This window comes from Marinococcus tarijensis, assembly GCF_054971385.1.
On the sequence record NZ_JBQOJA010000005.1, the window covers coordinates 143,111 to 158,311 of the forward strand.

The following is a 15,201-nucleotide window of genomic DNA, read 5'->3' on the forward strand; positions in this document are numbered from 1 at the left end:
ACCGTGGCAGATGGAATCATTCTTACCGGAGGCATGTCGGAGAGGTTTGGTTCTCCGAAGGCCTTTGCTGTCTGGAAAGAAAGCTATTTTTATGAACGGGCCATACAGGCTCTTCAGAGTGAAGTGAAAACCATCTGGCTGATTTCTCATCCGTCGTTTGCCGGGAGAATTAAAGCCGGGGAGCAGGTGAAGATCAAGGAAGACCTTCCGCCTCATAAAGAAAAGGGACCGCTGGCCGGCCTTTTCACCGGCCTTTCTTACACGAAGGAAGAGTGGGTGTTTATGCTTCCGGTGGATATGCCGCTTATCACTGCGGAAGAGGTACGCTTTCTGGCTTCTTATATTACGCCGGAAACAGATGCGGTCATCCCGGAAATCGGGGGGAGACTGGCACCTGCGTGTGGATGGTTCCGCGCTGATCTGCTTTCAAGGGCAGAAGCCCAGCTTGAAGCCGGAGATTATCGCATGAAAAACGTATTCAGCGGCAATGAAAGAGTTGTGGATGTCAATCAGGCGTACTGGCGTCCCGAAGCATTTGAAAATATTAATACGGCCCAGCAGCTTGAAGAGTTAAACAGAAAGGTAAAATAGAGAGAGGGGGAATACGATGACCAATGTAACTGACCAGTTAAACCGTCCCCTTCGTGACCTGCGTATTTCCGTGATAGATCAATGCAACTTCCGGTGTACCTACTGCATGCCGGCAGAAATTTTCGGCCCGGATTTTGAATTTATGGGCCAGGACGAGCGGCTCTCCTTTGATGAAATCGTCCGGGTGTCGAGCCTGTTTGCCGGTCTTGGTGTGGAAAAGCTCCGTTTGACCGGAGGGGAACCACTGCTTCGTAAAAATATGCCGGAGCTGATCCGCCGTCTGACGGAAATCGAAGGCATTAAGGATATCGCTCTGACAACAAATGGCGTAATGCTGCCCGCCCAGGCTGAAAAATTAAAGGCTGCCGGGCTGCAGCGGGTGAACATCAGCCTCGATGCGCTCGATGATGAAGTGTTCGCAAGCATTAACGGCAGAAAAACCGGCTCGAAGCCTGTACTAAAAGGCATCGAAGCGGCAAAAAAAGCAGGCCTTACCGTAAAGGTGAATACCGTAGTCAAAAAAGGAATGAATGAGGAACAGATTCTTCCAATGGCTATGTATTTTAAACAGCGCGGCGTCAACCTGCGCTTTATCGAGTTTATGGACGTGGGAAGCACCAACGGGTGGAACTTTGGGTCGGTAGTGACGAAAAAGGATATTATCGACACGATTCACCAGACGTTTCCGATTGAGCCCGTGGATCCGGGCTATTACGGTGAAGTGGCTGACCGCTACCGTTATAAGGACGGAAGCGGCGAAGTCGGCGTCATTTCGTCTGTCACGGAGTCGTTCTGCTCTACATGCACACGGGCCAGGATCTCTGCGGACGGCAAGCTGTTTACGTGCCTGTTTGCCACCGAAGGGTATGATTTACGAAACCAGCTCCGTTCCGGGGACTCAGATGAAACGATATTTAATAGCATTGCCGGCATATGGGGCAGACGGACCGACCGTTACTCGGAAGAGCGGACCGAAGAAACGGCGCGCAACCGTAAGCGGATTGAAATGTCCTATATTGGGGGATAATAGAAACCAAAGAGGAAGCCTGAAAAAGGCTTCTTTTTTTAAAGAGAAAAACAAAGGAGGGGACTTTGATGGCGACAGAAGAACATAAGGAGCAGGCGGAGAAAAAGATTCAATGCGCTGTTATTACTGTGAGCGATACAAGAACGGAAGAAACGGATAAAAGCGGCCGCCGCATTCATGAGCTGCTCGAATCCCACGGCCACGAGGTTTGTTTTTATTCGATAGTTACAGATGAACAGGCATCGATCACCAATTGTTTGAATGAAGCGCTCATTCATCCGGAGGCGGAAGCGGTGCTGATCAACGGCGGGACGGGAATCGCCGACCGGGACATTACCATCGAAACCGTAGAGCCCAGGTTTGATAAAGCAATTGTTGGGTTTGGCGAGCTGTTCCGCTACCTGAGCTATGTGGAAGATATCGGTTCTTCGGCGATTTTATCAAGAGCTGCGGCCGGCATTATCGATCACAAGCCGGTGTTTACGATGCCGGGGTCCTCGGGCGCTGTAAAGCTTGCGATGGAAAAGCTGATTATCCCTGAGCTTCCTCACGTAGTGTGGGAGGCTACAAAGCAGCGGGATTTGTAAGGGAAATGAAAAATAAAAGGGGTGCTTGTGTATGAAAGAGCCAAGTTTAGAGGAAATCCGGGCTTCGGAAAAGGAATATCACCGCCAGTACTATAAGCAGCACGACTTATTTGAAAAAGGCACCTGGATGAAAAAGCCAGCCTCCCGTATTATCAGTGCCCTCGACCGAATTCGCAAAGGGGGAGACGTCCGACTGCTTGACCTTGGCTGCGGCATCGGCCGTAACAGCATACCGGCCGCCAGGCAGTTTCAGGAGGAAGGCTGTGAAGTTACGTGCGTGGATTTTTTAGATGAAGCCATCAGCCAGTTAAAGGATTACGCCAGGGAATACGGCGTGGATCAGGAAATTAAACCGGTAAAAAAAGCAATAGAAGACTACACACCGGAAGAAGCGTATTTTGATGGCATTATCGCAGTATCAAGCATTGAACACGTGCCTGATGAAAAAACCTTTTGGAGGCTGATTGATAAACTTCAGAAAGGCACAGCTGAGGGCGGTGTGCATGCGTTCTTAATAAACACTGGTATCCATGAAACAGATACTGAAACGAAGGAAGAACTTCCGGCAAAAATGGAAGTGAATTTTGATACAGGCGATATTATTCAACAGCTTTCCCGGCAGTACGCAGACTGGACGGTTCATAAACTTGAGAGCGAAGCGCAGTCGTTTACGACCTACCGGGAGGAACGAAAGGTGCTTATTAATTCAAACATGCTGCTGCTTGAAGCAGTAAAAGAACGGGTCTGACGGTTCGTTCTTTTTATGTCTGCTGCATCGCAGGCTTAACGAATGAAAGCGGCTGGAACGAAAAGTATATGGAGTACCTGTTTCAGTATAGAGCCGGAAAAGAATTCCCGGGTTCATATGGAACCGAAGAATAAGATGTGAAATCGCTTCGGGACTTGAGTGAAATCGTCCCAAAACCGTCTTTCGCAGGTTGAAAATTGGCAGGCGTTAGGATACGATGATAAAGGTTCTAAGCAACAGGCGCATAGAAGTGAACGTTTTATGACATATTTGTGTTTAAAAATCGTCAATTTTGAAATTTTGCCGGAGAAAAAATGACGAGAGGCATAAAAATTTGCTACGATAATGGTGCGCTCTGCATATGAACGGGATGAACCGTGGCTGATGGAGAGAGGGGTTATTCATCACAGAAGTCGGTAATAAAAAGGAAGGAGCGTGAAGCGCTTGAAAAACTTAGTTTCCTGGTTCAAACGACTGTTTATGGTACCAGGGTTGTTTGCTTTGCTGCTCGTCGCCAGCGGCTGCAGCGGTATTACAGTTTTGGATCCTAAAGGGCCGGTGGCCAGAACCCAGCAGGAACTCATTATTTTTTCTATTACACTGATGTCCGTCATTGTCATTGTTGTTTTTGTGCTATTTTTCTACATGATTATCCGGTTTAGGGAACGCCCGAACTGGACAGACAAGGACTATGACCCTCACCAGCACGGAAACACCACGCTCGAGATAATTTGGACGGTTATTCCGTTTATTATTGTAACAGCTCTTTCAGTACCTACAGTGACCTCCATATATGCGTTGGAGGAAGCGCCCGAAGGGACAGAAAATCAAGAGCCGTTAGTAATATATGCCGATACATCCAACTGGAAATGGTATTTCAGTTATCCGGAGCAGAACATTGAAACGGTTAACTACTTACACATACCAGAGAACCGCCCGATCGAATTTAAACTGGCATCTGCGGATTCGATGACAGCGCTTTGGATACCAGCGCTTGGCGGGCAGAAATATAACATGGCCGGCATGCAGAATACGCTGTACCTGCAGGCAGATGAAGAAGGGGAATTTGCAGGCCGTAACGCGAACTATAACGGTTCCGGGTTTGCAGAGCACACGTTCACCGTAACTTCTGAAAGCGAAGAAGAGTTCAATCAGTGGGTGAGCGGTGTTCAAAACAACGCCCCTGAACTGACGGAAGAACGATTTAATAAATATCTTGAGCCCGGGCTTGCACAGGAAGCGGAATACTCGAGCACGCATTTGGAGTACGTAAACTTTGGTGTGAATTCAGGCCAAAGCTATATTACTGATCTCTACAGCGGCGAGCTTGGAGAACAGCTTCACCTTGAAGGCGGCGAAGGCGGTCCCTGGGAGCAGGAGTGACTGACGATATTTACAAAAACAGAAAGCGGGTGACATCCTTTGTGGGATTTTATATGGAATGACTTTCTTGTCACCGGAGAACCTATTATTTACGGAGCGATGGCCTCCATCGTTCTCGCTACAGTAGGAATTGTGTTTATCCTGACATATTTCAAATTATGGAAATGGCTGTGGGATGAATATCTGACAACGGTGGACCACAAGAAAATTGGTATTATGTATATTGTAGCAGCGCTTGCTATGCTGTTCCGCGGTGGCGTGGACGCCCTAATGATGAGAACGCAGCTTGCGCTTCCCAATATGAACTTCCTGAATTCCGTGCACTATAATGAAATTTTCACGACGCACGGAACAGTCATGATTCTTTTCATGGCGATGCCGTTTATTATCGGCTTGATAAATGTGGCAGTCCCGCTTCAAATAGGCGCCCGGGACGTAGCTTTTCCATTTCTAAATGCATTCAGCTTCTGGACATTTTTCTTCGGCGCGATGCTGTTTAACATATCCTTCGTAATTGGCGGCTCTCCAAGCGCCGGGTGGACCAGCTATGTTCCGATGGCTGGGCCGGAGCTTAGTCCGGAGATAAATCAGAACTACTATTTATTAGCACTGCAGCTGTCTGGTATCGGTACGCTTGCCACAGGAATTAACTTCCTGGTGACCATCCTTCGTATGCGTGCTCCGGGCATGACTCTGATGAAGATGCCTATCTTTACATGGTCAGCATTGGTTACATCCATTATTATTGTCTTTGCCTTTCCAATTTTGACAGTCGCTTTGGCATTAATGACATTGGATCGTATTTTTGGCACTCACTTCTTTACTCTTGCTGGTGAAGGCATGCCGATGATGTGGGCCAATTTATTCTGGATGTGGGGCCATCCGGAAGTGTATATCGTTATTTTGCCTGCGTTCGGGATCTTCTCCGAAGTTATCTCAACGTTTGCCAGGAAACAATTGTTTGGCTATAAAGCAATGGTTTATGCCATGTGCATTATCGCGGGACTGAGCTTTATCGTCTGGGTGCACCACTTCTTTACGATGGGGGCCGGAGCATTTGTGAACTCGCTCTTCTCGATTACGACGATGCTGATTGCTGTTCCGACCGGGATTAAGATATTCAACTGGCTTGGAACGTTGTATAAAGGCAGGATTAGATTTAATGTGCCGATGCTGTGGGCGCTTGCCTTTATACCAAACTTTACTATTGGCGGTGTTACTGGGGTAATGCTCGGTATGGCTTCTGCGGACTACCAGTATCACAACACGTACTTCCTGGTTGCCCACTTCCACTATGTGCTGATTGCCGGGACATTGTTTGGAATGTTTGCAGGGTTTACGTACTGGTACCCAAAAATGTTCGGCCACAAAATGAATGAAAAAATAGGGAAAATCAGCTTTTGGTTTACAGTAATTGGTTTTAACGTTACATTCTTTCCTCAGTTTTTCCTCGGGCTTATGGGAATGCCGCGCCGGACGTACACAATTGAACCGGAATGGATGCCGCTTAACCTGCTGTCTACTACCGGCGCTTTCATTTTCGCCATAGGGTTTGTAATATTTACGTTTAATATTTATTATAGTGCCCGCTACGAGCCGCGGGAAAAAACAGGGGACGCCTGGGACGGCCGCTCACTCGAGTGGGCAACCACAACGCCTGTACCGCACTACAACTTCGCGACCGTGCCTTATGTGAACAGTCAAGAAGCGTACTGGGACATGAAGGAAACAGGTGCTACAACGTACGATGAATCCAAGCTCGAGCCGATTCACATGCCGAGCTATAAAGGGCTGCCGATCATTATGTCTGCGATTATGTTCATCGCAAGCTTTGGTCTTGTATGGCACTGGTTCTGGCTTGCGATCCCTGCACTGGTTGGAGTTATTATATGTATGGTTATCCGCTCTTTCGACTATGATGAAGGGTATCACGTCCCTATTGAGGAAATTAAACGTACTGAGGAGCAGGCAAGGGGGCGTAAAGAATGAGTGAACACGCAGAATTAAAAACGGGGCCGCTCGAGTATCGTAAAGAAGAAGACACGCTTACCATTCTTGGCTTCTGGATCTTTCTCGCAGCCGAGGTGGTGCTCTTCTCCACACTTTTCGCTACGTATGCTGTGCTTTTCGGCCGCTACGGCGAAGCTACTCCGGCGCACGAGCTGTTCGAAATGCCGATGGCGCTTACGATGACGTTTCTTCTTTTAACAAGTAGTTTCACGTGTGGGATAGCCATTCACATGATGAGAAAAGAGTCATTGAAAGGTCTGCTTATCTGGCTTTGTATTACATTGGCTTTAGGTCTTGGATTTCTTGGTTTTGAAATTTATGAGTTTGTACATTATGTGCATGAAGGCGCCACAATCCAATCGAGTGCCTTCTGGTCGGCATTCTTTACCTTAACTGGTACACACGGACTCCACGTAACGCTCGGTGTCTTCTGGTGTACGGCGATTATTATTCAATTAATACGCTTCGGTTTAACACCGACAACAGCCAGAAAAACGTTTGTACTTGGCTTGTACTGGCACTTTTTGGACGTTGTATGGATTTTCATCTTTACAGCTGTCTATCTGATAGGGATGGTGGTTTAAATGAGTGAACACACAGAACACAGTGAGTCAGGCATCCCCGTCAAACACGTAATTGGCTTTATTGCTTCAATTGTTTTGACATTGGTTGCTGCTTATACAACTGTCATGTCCGGACTTCCAGTGCCATGGATTATTGCCATCATTATGATACTCGCAGTAATCCAGGCGGTGCTTCAGCTCGTCATGTTCATGCACATTGCCGAGAAAAACCCTATACCGCAGTACGGAAATATCCTGTTTGGATTTTTCATCGCAGCGGTAGTCATCGCAGGTTCCATCTGGGTAATGTCTTTTGGTATGAGCGACATGGATATGGACAGCGGCGGCGGATCCGGCGGCGGTTCAGAAGAGATGGATCATTCAGAGGATTAAATAATAAACGCCTGCCCCAAGCTCAGGGGGCAGGCGTTTTTCGTTTATAAACAGGGCCTGTGGCATAGAAAACCACAAACGTTTAGTGTACAACGCTCCCGCCGGAGATTTTTACGGCTTCTCCAACGATGTTGGAGGCAGCGTCTGTTAACAGGTAGGCGATGGTGTTGGCTACTTCCTCCGGCTGGGTCATCCGCCGGGACGGAAGGCCATCGGAGGATACCTGCATTTGTTCCTCGAGGCTTTGGCCGGTTTCATCAGCCTTTGTCTGCATGAGCTGCTCCGCCATTTCCGTCTGCACATAGCCGGGACAGACGACATTCACCCGGATGCCGTATTCAATGGCTTCAAGCGCAAGAGACTGGGTGAAGCCGGTGATTGCAAACTTGGAAGCGGAATAAGCGCTGTTTCCCGGGGTGCCGCGCAGGCCCGAAAGGGAAGAAACGTTCACGATCGCTCCCTTCTTCTGCTCCCGCATACGCTTATACACAAGCTGTGTTAACAGCACGGTAGACGTATAGTTTACCTCCATCATTTCCTCAAGATCCGATTCTTCAAGCTCTTCCACAAATTTTCGTTTCAGCACGCCTGCTGAATTCACGAGAAGAGTCAACGGTCCATTCGCTCCTTCAGCTGCTTTTACAAGCTCACTGCGCGCCGGTGCATCCGTAATGTCTGCCGGGCATACAGACACGCGGGCCTGTGGCCGGGCATCGAGTATGAACTGTTTGGTTTCTTCGAGTTTGTCTTTGTTCCGGCCGGTAACTGTCACATCCGCGCCCATACAGGCAAGCGTGACAGCCGTTTCTCTTCCGATGCCTCGGGTGCTTCCTGTGACAAGGGCATGTTCATTTTTCAATGCGTTCTCAGCGAAAGGCATCATTATGTATTCCCCCATATTAAAATAGTCTGTTTTTATTTACCCGGAGGGGGGAGGTGGCAAACGGTGTATAGTATGTATGAAGGAAGATTATATCGGAAAAATACAGGGTACATAGAGAAGCAGTTACTATTAAAAGAGGTGAAAATATGAAAGCAGTATTTTTAAACGGATCGTTAAAAGATTCTTCTCATACGTCGAATACAGATGCGTTAGCGGATGAAGTCATGCAGATTTGGGAAGAGGAAGGAGTGCAGGTGGAGAAAATCCGTTTGGCAGATTACAATATCCCGTACGGAGTCGCAGATGATCTTGGAGAAGGGGATGACTGGCCGGCTATCCAGGCAAAAATTGAAGAAGCAGAAATGGTGTTGCTCGGCACGCCAGTATGGCTTGGAGAAAAAAGCAGCATGATTACTAAAGCAATAGAACGGCTGAACGGCTCAGCCAGCCATACAAATGAAAAAGGACAGGGCATTTATTATGACAAAGTAGCCGGAGTAGTAGCCACAGGCAACGAGGACGGAGCGAAACACGCCATTCAGTCGATTGTATTTGGTCTCTCTCATTTAGGCTTTACGCTGCCGCCGCGCCCCAACTGCTACTGGGTCGGTGAAGCCGGACCGGGGCCTTCGTTTATTGAAGCAGAAGGCATTAAAAGCGAATTTGTCCAAAAGCATATTCCTAAACTGGCGTACAACATGCTTCATGTAGGCACCATTTTAAAAGAAAATCCGATTCCGACTAAAGGCAATACGTAATGGATAAAAGCATACAAAAAAAGCAGCCGGTTGGCTGCTTTTTTTAGTAAGAACGGCTTACCAGCTTGCTTTTTTCACGCCTGGTACCTGACCTTTGTGGGCCAGATCGCGGAACGCGATACGGGACATGCCGAATTTACGCATATAGCCGTGTGGACGACCGGAAATCGAACATCTATTGTGAAGGCGTGTTGGAGAAGCGTCACGAGGAAGCTTCTGCAGTGCCTCATAATCGCCTTTTTCTTTTAACTCACGGCGGAGTTCAGCGTATTTCGCTACCGTTTCTTCGCGCTTACGCTCTTTTGCGAGTTTAGATTGCTTAGCCAAAGTTCTCACTCCTTTTCATAATATTCGTGGCATTCATATTTTTAAGCACATACTTCATCATAACAGGTGCCTCGGTATGTGTAAAGGCTTCTTCTTATTGTTTCCGATGTTTATGATCCGCCGGAAACGGTAATGAACTATTTAGTAACAACGTTTAAAAGAAGGGAGTTTCTTTCATGGAAATAAAACATTATGATAACAGATTTACCGCTGAACAGGATGGCAAGGTTATTGGTGACATTTCATTTTTTGAAGAGGGCGAACAAAGCATTGTTATCGATAGTACCAAAGTAATCGATGAAGAGCAAGGAAAAGGCGTAGGTAAAGAATTGGTCCGCAATGTGGTGGAAAAAGCAAAAGCGGAAAACAAAACGATCGTTCCCCGCTGCCCTTATGCGGAAGAGAAAATCAAAGAGAATGACGATTTCAAGCAGGTGCTTGAAACGCAGTAACAGCAGCACTGCCTCCCGTTCGGGGGGCATTTTTTTTATTTTTTGGCTTATCCCTGTATGACGCGTTGATACCAGACGGCTCCAGCCTCTAATTCCTCTTGAGTGATCTGGTGGCCTTCATGCCCCCAGTACAATTCTACGGAAGCTCCTGCTTCTTCAAAAAGATGGTAAAGGGCTTCTGCCTCCTCCGGGAGACAGATGGGATCGTTTGTACCGGCGCCGATAAAAATGCTGCTGCCGGAGAGGGACGGAAGAGGCACGTCCCGTCTTGGCACCATCGGATGGTGGAGAAAAGCCCGGGTGACTGATCGTGCATAATGAAAAAGCAGGCTCGCTCCCATGATGGCTCCGTTGGAGTAGCCGAACACGATGATTTTATGAAGGCTAAAATTGTAGCGGCCTGCGCTTTCCTCGAGAAATTGATGAAGCTGCTGGGTCCGGAAAATCAAGTCCTTTTCGTCAATTGATCCGTCGGAGAGCCTGGCGAAATAACGGTGCATCCCGTCTTCGACAACGTTGCCGCGGACACTTAAAATATTTGCCCCCGGGTCGACCAGCTGCCCTGCTTCGAGGAAATCCTTTTCGGTGCCCCCGGTGCCGTGCAGGATTAAAATCGTTGGAGCGCTGCTGATGCCTGGTTGAAATATATGCTTCATCAAACCTCTCCTCCGTCCCGTAGTTACTTAATCAAGCGGCTTTAAACGTGCTTCGATTTCTGATCGCTGAGGTTCGAGAAAAGGCGGGAGGGCAAGGCTCTCTCCCAAATGTTCAAACGGTTCATCCCCTTCAAATCCCGGGCCGTCAGTGGCCAGTTCGAAAAGAATGCCGTTTGGCTCGCGAAAGTACAGCGATTGAAAATAATAGCGTTCCACGAATCCGGAGTTCGGAAGCCGGGCGTTTTTAATGCGTTCAATCCATTGCTGCAGTTCGTCTGCGTCCTCCACCCGGAAGGCTACATGGTGTACAGCACCCCGGCCCTGACGCTCAGCCGGGAGGTCATTGCGGGTTTCTATATGAATTTCGGCACCGGACCCGCCTTTTCCTGTTTCAAATACACGAATATCCGGCAGATCAGCATCGTCGGGATGAGGATAGGAATGAATTTCGGAAAAACCCATTATATCCTTCAGTACGGCGGCCGTAGGCTCCGCCGTTTTAACGGTTAGGCGTACAGGGCCGAGACCAGTGGCCCCGTCTGCCGGAGAAGCGTTTGAAAGTTCCCACGGGACGCCGGGTTCCACGCCCTGGTCGTATTCATCAGACACAAACTGCATCCGGTGGCCCTCCGGGTCTTCAAACGGCAGCACGAGCCGTCCAGCCTGTTTCTGAATACCACCGTGCTGTACAGCATGCTCTTCAAATCGTTGTTTCCAGTATTCGAGGGCGTCGTCTCCAGGCACGCGGAGAGAAACATTTGTAATGCTGTTGGTGCCGCGTTTGTTGGAGGCGGCCATTGGGATTTCAAAAAACGTAACTTCGGTGCCGGGGTTGCCCCGTTCGTCACCGTAAAATAAATGATACACAGAGGTGTCGTCCTGGTTGACTGTTTTTTTGACGAGCCGCATGCCGAGAACATTCGTATAGAAATCGACATTTCGGCGGGCGTTTGCTGTTAATGAAGATACGTGGTGAATACCTTTCAGCTGCATGATGATTCCTCCTGTTCTGTTGTTTTTTGCAGTTTGCGGAGCAGCCGGAGCAGCTCCCGTTTTTCTGCCTCTGTCAGCCCGTCAAACTGCGCGGCCTGAAAGTTTTCCTGCCCGGGAGCGACTGCTTCCAGGATGTCCCGTCCTTTCGGGGTAAGGGATATATGCTTTTCCTTCCATGTCTGTCTGCGCGCGACAAGTCCTTCTTCTTCAAGCTTTTTCAAAACATAAGAGACGCTTCCCTTGGTGACAAACAGCTTGCCGGCAAGCTGTTTTTGGGTAATTGGCTGGTGAGCATGCACCTGGGCAAGAACGTCAAACTGCGGTGGGCTGAGTCCCGTCTGCTTTAAATGAGCGGCTGAACGGCTGAGGTTCTGTTCATATACACGCGAAAGCCGGAACCACAGCAGCAGGCCTAATCTGATTTTATTCATACGCATTGGCTCCTTTATGACTGCTATCAGTTTAACTTTAAACTGATGACAAGTAAAGAAAATTGCTTTTCCCGGCATTAAACATGGACAGGATAGGGAAGAAGAACATTAGAATAACGAAGAGGAGGAAAAAGGATGAGAGAGGCAGCACTTGTGGTAGATCAGAAAGCAGAGCTTGGGGAAGGTCCAAGCTGGGACGCCGAGCGCGGTGTTTTATACTGGGTGGACATTGATGGATTTAAATTAATGGAATATCATCCTTCTTCAGGCCGGCACTATGAACGTAAGCTCGATCAGCATGTATGTGCTGCGGTACCGAGGGAAAAGGGAGGAATGATGCTTGCACTGAGAGATGGCTTCTATTCCTACGATCTCGTGTCCGGGGAAAAGGAAGCCATTATAGACCCGGAAGCAGACAAGCCGGGAAATCGGTTTAATGACGGTAAATGTGATCCGTCCGGGCGCTTTTGGGCTGGGACGATGGCTGTCGAGCGCGGCACAGGGGAGGCGGCTTTATACCGCCTGAATAAGGATATGAGTCTGGATACGGTTTTTGACAGTGTCACCATTTCAAATGGTCTGGCATGGACCGAAGATGGAAGTATGATGTATTACATCGACACCCCGACTAAAAAAGTCATGGCGTACGACTTGAATGCTGATACTGGGGAAATTACTGGCAAACGAACAGCGATTACCTTTCAGGAAGGCTCCCCGGACGGAATGTGCATGGACCAGGAAGGCATGCTTTGGATCGCTTTGCACCGACTCGGAAAAGTAGAGCGCTGGAATCCGGAGACGAGCGAACGCCTGGAAACAGTGAGCGTTCCGGCGCAGAGAACGACCTCCTGTGTGTTTGGCGGGGAGGATTTGAAGGACCTGTACATTACGACAGCAAGGGGAGAACTGTCCGAGGAGGATCTTCGCAAGGAACCGCATGCGGGCGGACTGTTTCATATCCGTACCGACGTGCCGGGCATGCCAACCTACTTGTTTGGCGGCTGAAAAAGAAGGGAGAGAATATGCGTTCAAACAAAGCTCCGGAAGAATTGTATCTAAAAACGTTAAGCCTGGAGCCGGAAAACCAGGAGACAGCCATTCCATTTATCGGAAACGAACACGTGCATTCTTCGATGTTTTACCGGCGCAATCACTTTCCCTACCCGGAGGAGCCGGCGGCAGGGTTAACGATTGACGGTCTCGTTGACAGCCCCGGGTTTATTTCGCTCGAGGATATTCAGGCACTGCCCGCGCGCACAGTAGAGACAGTGCTTGAGTGTGCAGGTAATAAAAGAAGCTTATTTGAGCCCAAAGCCTTTGGTGAGCCATGGGGAAAAGGAGCCATCAGCCAGGGGAAATGGAAGGGCGTTCCGCTGAAAACCCTGCTCGGTAGAGCCGGATGGGATAAGGAAACAGCCGTGGAAGTTATCACTGCCGCAGGAGACGCGGGAGAGCGTCCCGATAAAAAGGACGTCTATGCCTACGTCCGGAGCCTGCCGATAGAAAAAGCGATGGACCCGGATACCATCATCGCCTACGAATATAATGGCGGGCCTCTCTCTTTTAAACACGGAGCGCCGCTTCGGTTAATCGTACCAGGGTGGTATGCAATGGCTTCCATGAAATGGATTGAGCGGCTCACGGTAAGTAAAGAAATGTTTGAAGGTCCCTTTCAGGCGATTGACTATGTTTATTATCCGCATAAAAACAGCCGGAAGGAAGCCTTTCCAGTGACGACCATGAATGTGAACAGTATTATCCAGTCCCCTGCCGACATGGAGATTAAAAAAGAAGGAACGCAGATAATAGAGGGCATCGCGTGGTCGGGCGAGGGTGTCACCGAGCTGGTCGAAGTAAGCACAGATGGCGGACAGACATGGGAGGAAACGCAGCTTGAACCTCATAGCGACACGACGTACACATGGACAAAATGGTTCTATGAATGGAAGGAGGCTGAGGCCGGGGAATACACAATTATGGCCAGAGCCTGTGATGCTGGCGGCCGCCAGCAGCCGATGCAGGCTTTTTGGAACCAAAAGGGGTATGGCTATAATGCGGTTGAAACGATTCAGGTTAAGCTAAAGTAAAAAGAAGGCTTCGAATCCAAAACGGGATTCGAAGCCTTTTTAAACGTTAGGAAGACGTGTAGGCGCCTCCGTTGATATGAATCGTTTGTCCGGTCATGTAGGAGGCTTCATCAGAAGCGAGCATCACGTATGGCCATGCGTGCTCTGATGGCTGACCGGGACGGTTCATCAGCGTATCCTGACCGAAATCCTCCACGCCGTCTTCATTAAATGAAGAAGGAATCAGCGGCGTCCATACAGGTCCCGGCGCGACGCTGTTTACCCGGATGCCCTTTGAAGCGAGACTCTGGGCAATGCTTCGCATAAAGGCGGTGATCGCACCTTTTGTAGCGGAGTAATCCATCAGAATCGGGTTGCCGCGGAAGGCGTTGATCGATGAGGTGGAAATGATTGAGTCACCTTCGGATAAATAGCCCATTGCTGCTTTTGTTAAATAAAACTGCGAGAAAAAGTTCGTGCGGAACACGTCCTCAAATTCGTCGGACGGAATATCCTCAACATTTTCATGGATATGCTGGATGGCTGCGTTGTTAACGAGAATGTTTAATCCGCCAAACTCCTCTGCCGTCTGCTTCACGAGGTCGATACAGTGGGCTTCCTCTTTAATATCTCCCGGCAGCAGAAGACATCTGCCTCCCTCTGCTTCCACCATGCGCTTCGTTTCTTCAGCATCGTCATGCTCGTCAAGGTAGGACAGGGCGACATTGGCCCCCTCTTTGGCATAAAGAAGAGCGACAGAGCGTCCGATACCGCTGTCGCCGCCGGTAATAAGCGCGGCTTTTCCCTTGAGCTTCCCGGTGCCCTGATAATCGGTAGGGTGAGCCGGAAGCGGCTCCATCTTCGATTCAATGCCCGGCTGCTTGTCCTGGCGCTGTCTTGGCGTACTTCCGTTCTGCATATCTCTAGGATCCATGTGTAACATCCTTTCTCATTTTGAAATCATGCGTACATTGTTATTTATACCATCAGGATGCATATTACAAACGTACAATAGGAGAAGCAGCAATAGAAAACGGGATAAAAAAAGGTTCTATGTCTAATGTTGGGGTGACCCCCTCCATTATCCGGCGAGCGACCATTTATATTGATGATGCAATAACACTTTGGCCCGCAGGCGATCATATCGTTGGAACCCGAAGGCGTTCCGTTTGATCACCTTGGTCTGATTGTTCAGTCCTTCCACGGTGCCATTATGGTAATCGAACGTAAAACTGTTCAGGATTTCGGTCTGCCATCGCCGAACGGTGGCGGCAGCCTGGGCCATGTCCGGGCATCCGCTCGCTTCCACCTGCCGGTAGAAGGCGTACAGATC

Annotated in this window: 19 protein-coding genes; 12 read left to right on the forward strand and 7 right to left on the reverse strand. The window is 49.0% G+C overall.

Annotated elements, in window-relative coordinates; all coding sequences use genetic code 11:
* The first annotated feature begins 3 nt into the window (after window positions 1-3).
* The 8 genes from ACTTK7_RS04575 (at window position 4) to qoxD (ending at window position 7,302) form a co-directional block, all read left to right on the forward strand.
* Window positions 4-591, forward strand: a complete 588-nt coding sequence (locus tag ACTTK7_RS04575; RefSeq protein ID WP_462866189.1) for a molybdenum cofactor guanylyltransferase — start codon at window positions 4-6, stop codon at window positions 589-591.
* A gap of 16 nt (window positions 592-607) precedes the next feature.
* Complete coding sequence (gene moaA / locus ACTTK7_RS04580) at window positions 608-1,618, forward strand: GTP 3',8-cyclase MoaA (protein WP_319632434.1); 1,011 nt, start codon at window positions 608-610, stop codon at window positions 1,616-1,618.
* A 68-nt stretch (window positions 1,619-1,686) separates the two neighbouring features.
* Complete coding sequence (locus ACTTK7_RS04585) at window positions 1,687-2,205, forward strand: MogA/MoaB family molybdenum cofactor biosynthesis protein (RefSeq protein ID WP_319632433.1); 519 nt, start codon at window positions 1,687-1,689, stop codon at window positions 2,203-2,205.
* 31 nt (window positions 2,206-2,236) lie between these two features.
* The gene (locus ACTTK7_RS04590; RefSeq protein ID WP_462866191.1) at window positions 2,237-2,953 is read left to right on the forward strand and encodes a class I SAM-dependent methyltransferase; all 717 of its coding nucleotides are present in this window, start codon (window positions 2,237-2,239) and stop codon (window positions 2,951-2,953) included.
* A gap of 444 nt (window positions 2,954-3,397) precedes the next feature.
* The gene (gene qoxA / locus ACTTK7_RS04595; RefSeq protein ID WP_298787257.1) at window positions 3,398-4,336 is read left to right on the forward strand and encodes a cytochrome aa3 quinol oxidase subunit II; all 939 of its coding nucleotides are present in this window, start codon (window positions 3,398-3,400) and stop codon (window positions 4,334-4,336) included.
* A 99-nt stretch (window positions 4,337-4,435) separates the two neighbouring features.
* Window positions 4,436-6,325 carry a cytochrome aa3 quinol oxidase subunit I gene (qoxB, locus tag ACTTK7_RS04600; protein ID WP_462866211.1) on the forward strand — a complete coding sequence of 630 codons (1,890 nt, stop codon included), beginning with the start codon at window positions 4,436-4,438 and terminating at the stop codon, window positions 6,323-6,325.
* Window positions 6,322-6,930 (forward strand): cytochrome aa3 quinol oxidase subunit III, encoded by a 609-nt coding sequence (gene qoxC, locus ACTTK7_RS04605; RefSeq protein ID WP_298787252.1) that lies wholly within the window; start codon window positions 6,322-6,324, stop codon window positions 6,928-6,930. Before qoxB ends, qoxC begins: the two co-directional genes overlap by 4 nt.
* Window positions 6,931-7,302 (forward strand): cytochrome aa3 quinol oxidase subunit IV, encoded by a 372-nt coding sequence (gene qoxD / locus ACTTK7_RS04610; RefSeq protein WP_298787250.1) that lies wholly within the window; start codon window positions 6,931-6,933, stop codon window positions 7,300-7,302.
* An 82-nt stretch (window positions 7,303-7,384) separates the two neighbouring features.
* Here the strand turns inward: qoxD and ACTTK7_RS04615 are convergent, their stop codons facing one another.
* Complete coding sequence (locus tag ACTTK7_RS04615) at window positions 7,385-8,185, reverse strand: SDR family NAD(P)-dependent oxidoreductase (RefSeq protein WP_298787248.1); 801 nt, start codon at window positions 8,183-8,185, stop codon at window positions 7,385-7,387.
* 146 nt (window positions 8,186-8,331) lie between these two features.
* On the opposite strand from ACTTK7_RS04615, the gene ACTTK7_RS04620 reads away from it, so the two are divergent.
* Window positions 8,332-8,943 carry a flavodoxin family protein gene (locus ACTTK7_RS04620; RefSeq protein WP_022792512.1) on the forward strand — a complete coding sequence of 204 codons (612 nt, stop codon included), beginning with the start codon at window positions 8,332-8,334 and terminating at the stop codon, window positions 8,941-8,943.
* Window positions 8,944-9,000: 57 nt separating this feature from the next.
* Here the strand turns inward: ACTTK7_RS04620 and rpsN are convergent, their stop codons facing one another.
* Window positions 9,001-9,270, reverse strand: coding sequence for a 30S ribosomal protein S14 (gene rpsN, locus ACTTK7_RS04625; RefSeq protein ID WP_022792513.1), 270 nt, complete (start codon window positions 9,268-9,270; stop codon window positions 9,001-9,003).
* 176 nt (window positions 9,271-9,446) lie between these two features.
* Between rpsN and ACTTK7_RS04630 the strand changes: the two genes are divergently transcribed.
* Complete coding sequence (locus ACTTK7_RS04630; protein ID WP_022792514.1) at window positions 9,447-9,722, forward strand: GNAT family N-acetyltransferase; 276 nt, start codon at window positions 9,447-9,449, stop codon at window positions 9,720-9,722.
* A gap of 47 nt (window positions 9,723-9,769) precedes the next feature.
* Here ACTTK7_RS04630 and ACTTK7_RS04635 read toward each other — a convergent pair whose 3' ends face one another.
* From ACTTK7_RS04635 to ACTTK7_RS04645, 3 genes are read right to left on the reverse strand one after another with little or no spacing between them, the layout of a single operon-like run.
* Complete coding sequence (locus ACTTK7_RS04635) at window positions 9,770-10,378, reverse strand: alpha/beta hydrolase (protein ID WP_462866196.1); 609 nt, start codon at window positions 10,376-10,378, stop codon at window positions 9,770-9,772.
* A gap of 27 nt (window positions 10,379-10,405) precedes the next feature.
* The gene (locus tag ACTTK7_RS04640) at window positions 10,406-11,371 is read right to left on the reverse strand and encodes a ring-cleaving dioxygenase (protein ID WP_298787238.1); all 966 of its coding nucleotides are present in this window, start codon (window positions 11,369-11,371) and stop codon (window positions 10,406-10,408) included.
* Window positions 11,362-11,802: a MarR family winged helix-turn-helix transcriptional regulator gene (locus tag ACTTK7_RS04645; protein ID WP_462866198.1), complete on the reverse strand. Its 441-nt coding sequence runs from the start codon at window positions 11,800-11,802 to the stop codon at window positions 11,362-11,364. The genes ACTTK7_RS04640 and ACTTK7_RS04645 overlap by 10 nt, the downstream gene beginning before the upstream one ends.
* A gap of 135 nt (window positions 11,803-11,937) precedes the next feature.
* On the opposite strand from ACTTK7_RS04645, the gene ACTTK7_RS04650 reads away from it, so the two are divergent.
* Window positions 11,938-12,807: an SMP-30/gluconolactonase/LRE family protein gene (locus ACTTK7_RS04650; RefSeq protein ID WP_298787234.1), complete on the forward strand. Its 870-nt coding sequence runs from the start codon at window positions 11,938-11,940 to the stop codon at window positions 12,805-12,807.
* A gap of 17 nt (window positions 12,808-12,824) precedes the next feature.
* Complete coding sequence (locus tag ACTTK7_RS04655) at window positions 12,825-13,889, forward strand: sulfite oxidase (protein ID WP_462866200.1); 1,065 nt, start codon at window positions 12,825-12,827, stop codon at window positions 13,887-13,889.
* 46 nt (window positions 13,890-13,935) lie between these two features.
* Here ACTTK7_RS04655 and ACTTK7_RS04660 read toward each other — a convergent pair whose 3' ends face one another.
* Together ACTTK7_RS04660 and ACTTK7_RS04665 are read right to left on the reverse strand one after the other, a co-directional pair.
* Window positions 13,936-14,802 (reverse strand): SDR family oxidoreductase, encoded by an 867-nt coding sequence (locus tag ACTTK7_RS04660; RefSeq protein WP_462866202.1) that lies wholly within the window; start codon window positions 14,800-14,802, stop codon window positions 13,936-13,938.
* 147 nt (window positions 14,803-14,949) lie between these two features.
* A partial coding sequence (locus ACTTK7_RS04665) for a transposase (RefSeq protein WP_462866204.1) occupies window positions 14,950-15,201 on the reverse strand: 252 nt, incomplete at its 5' end.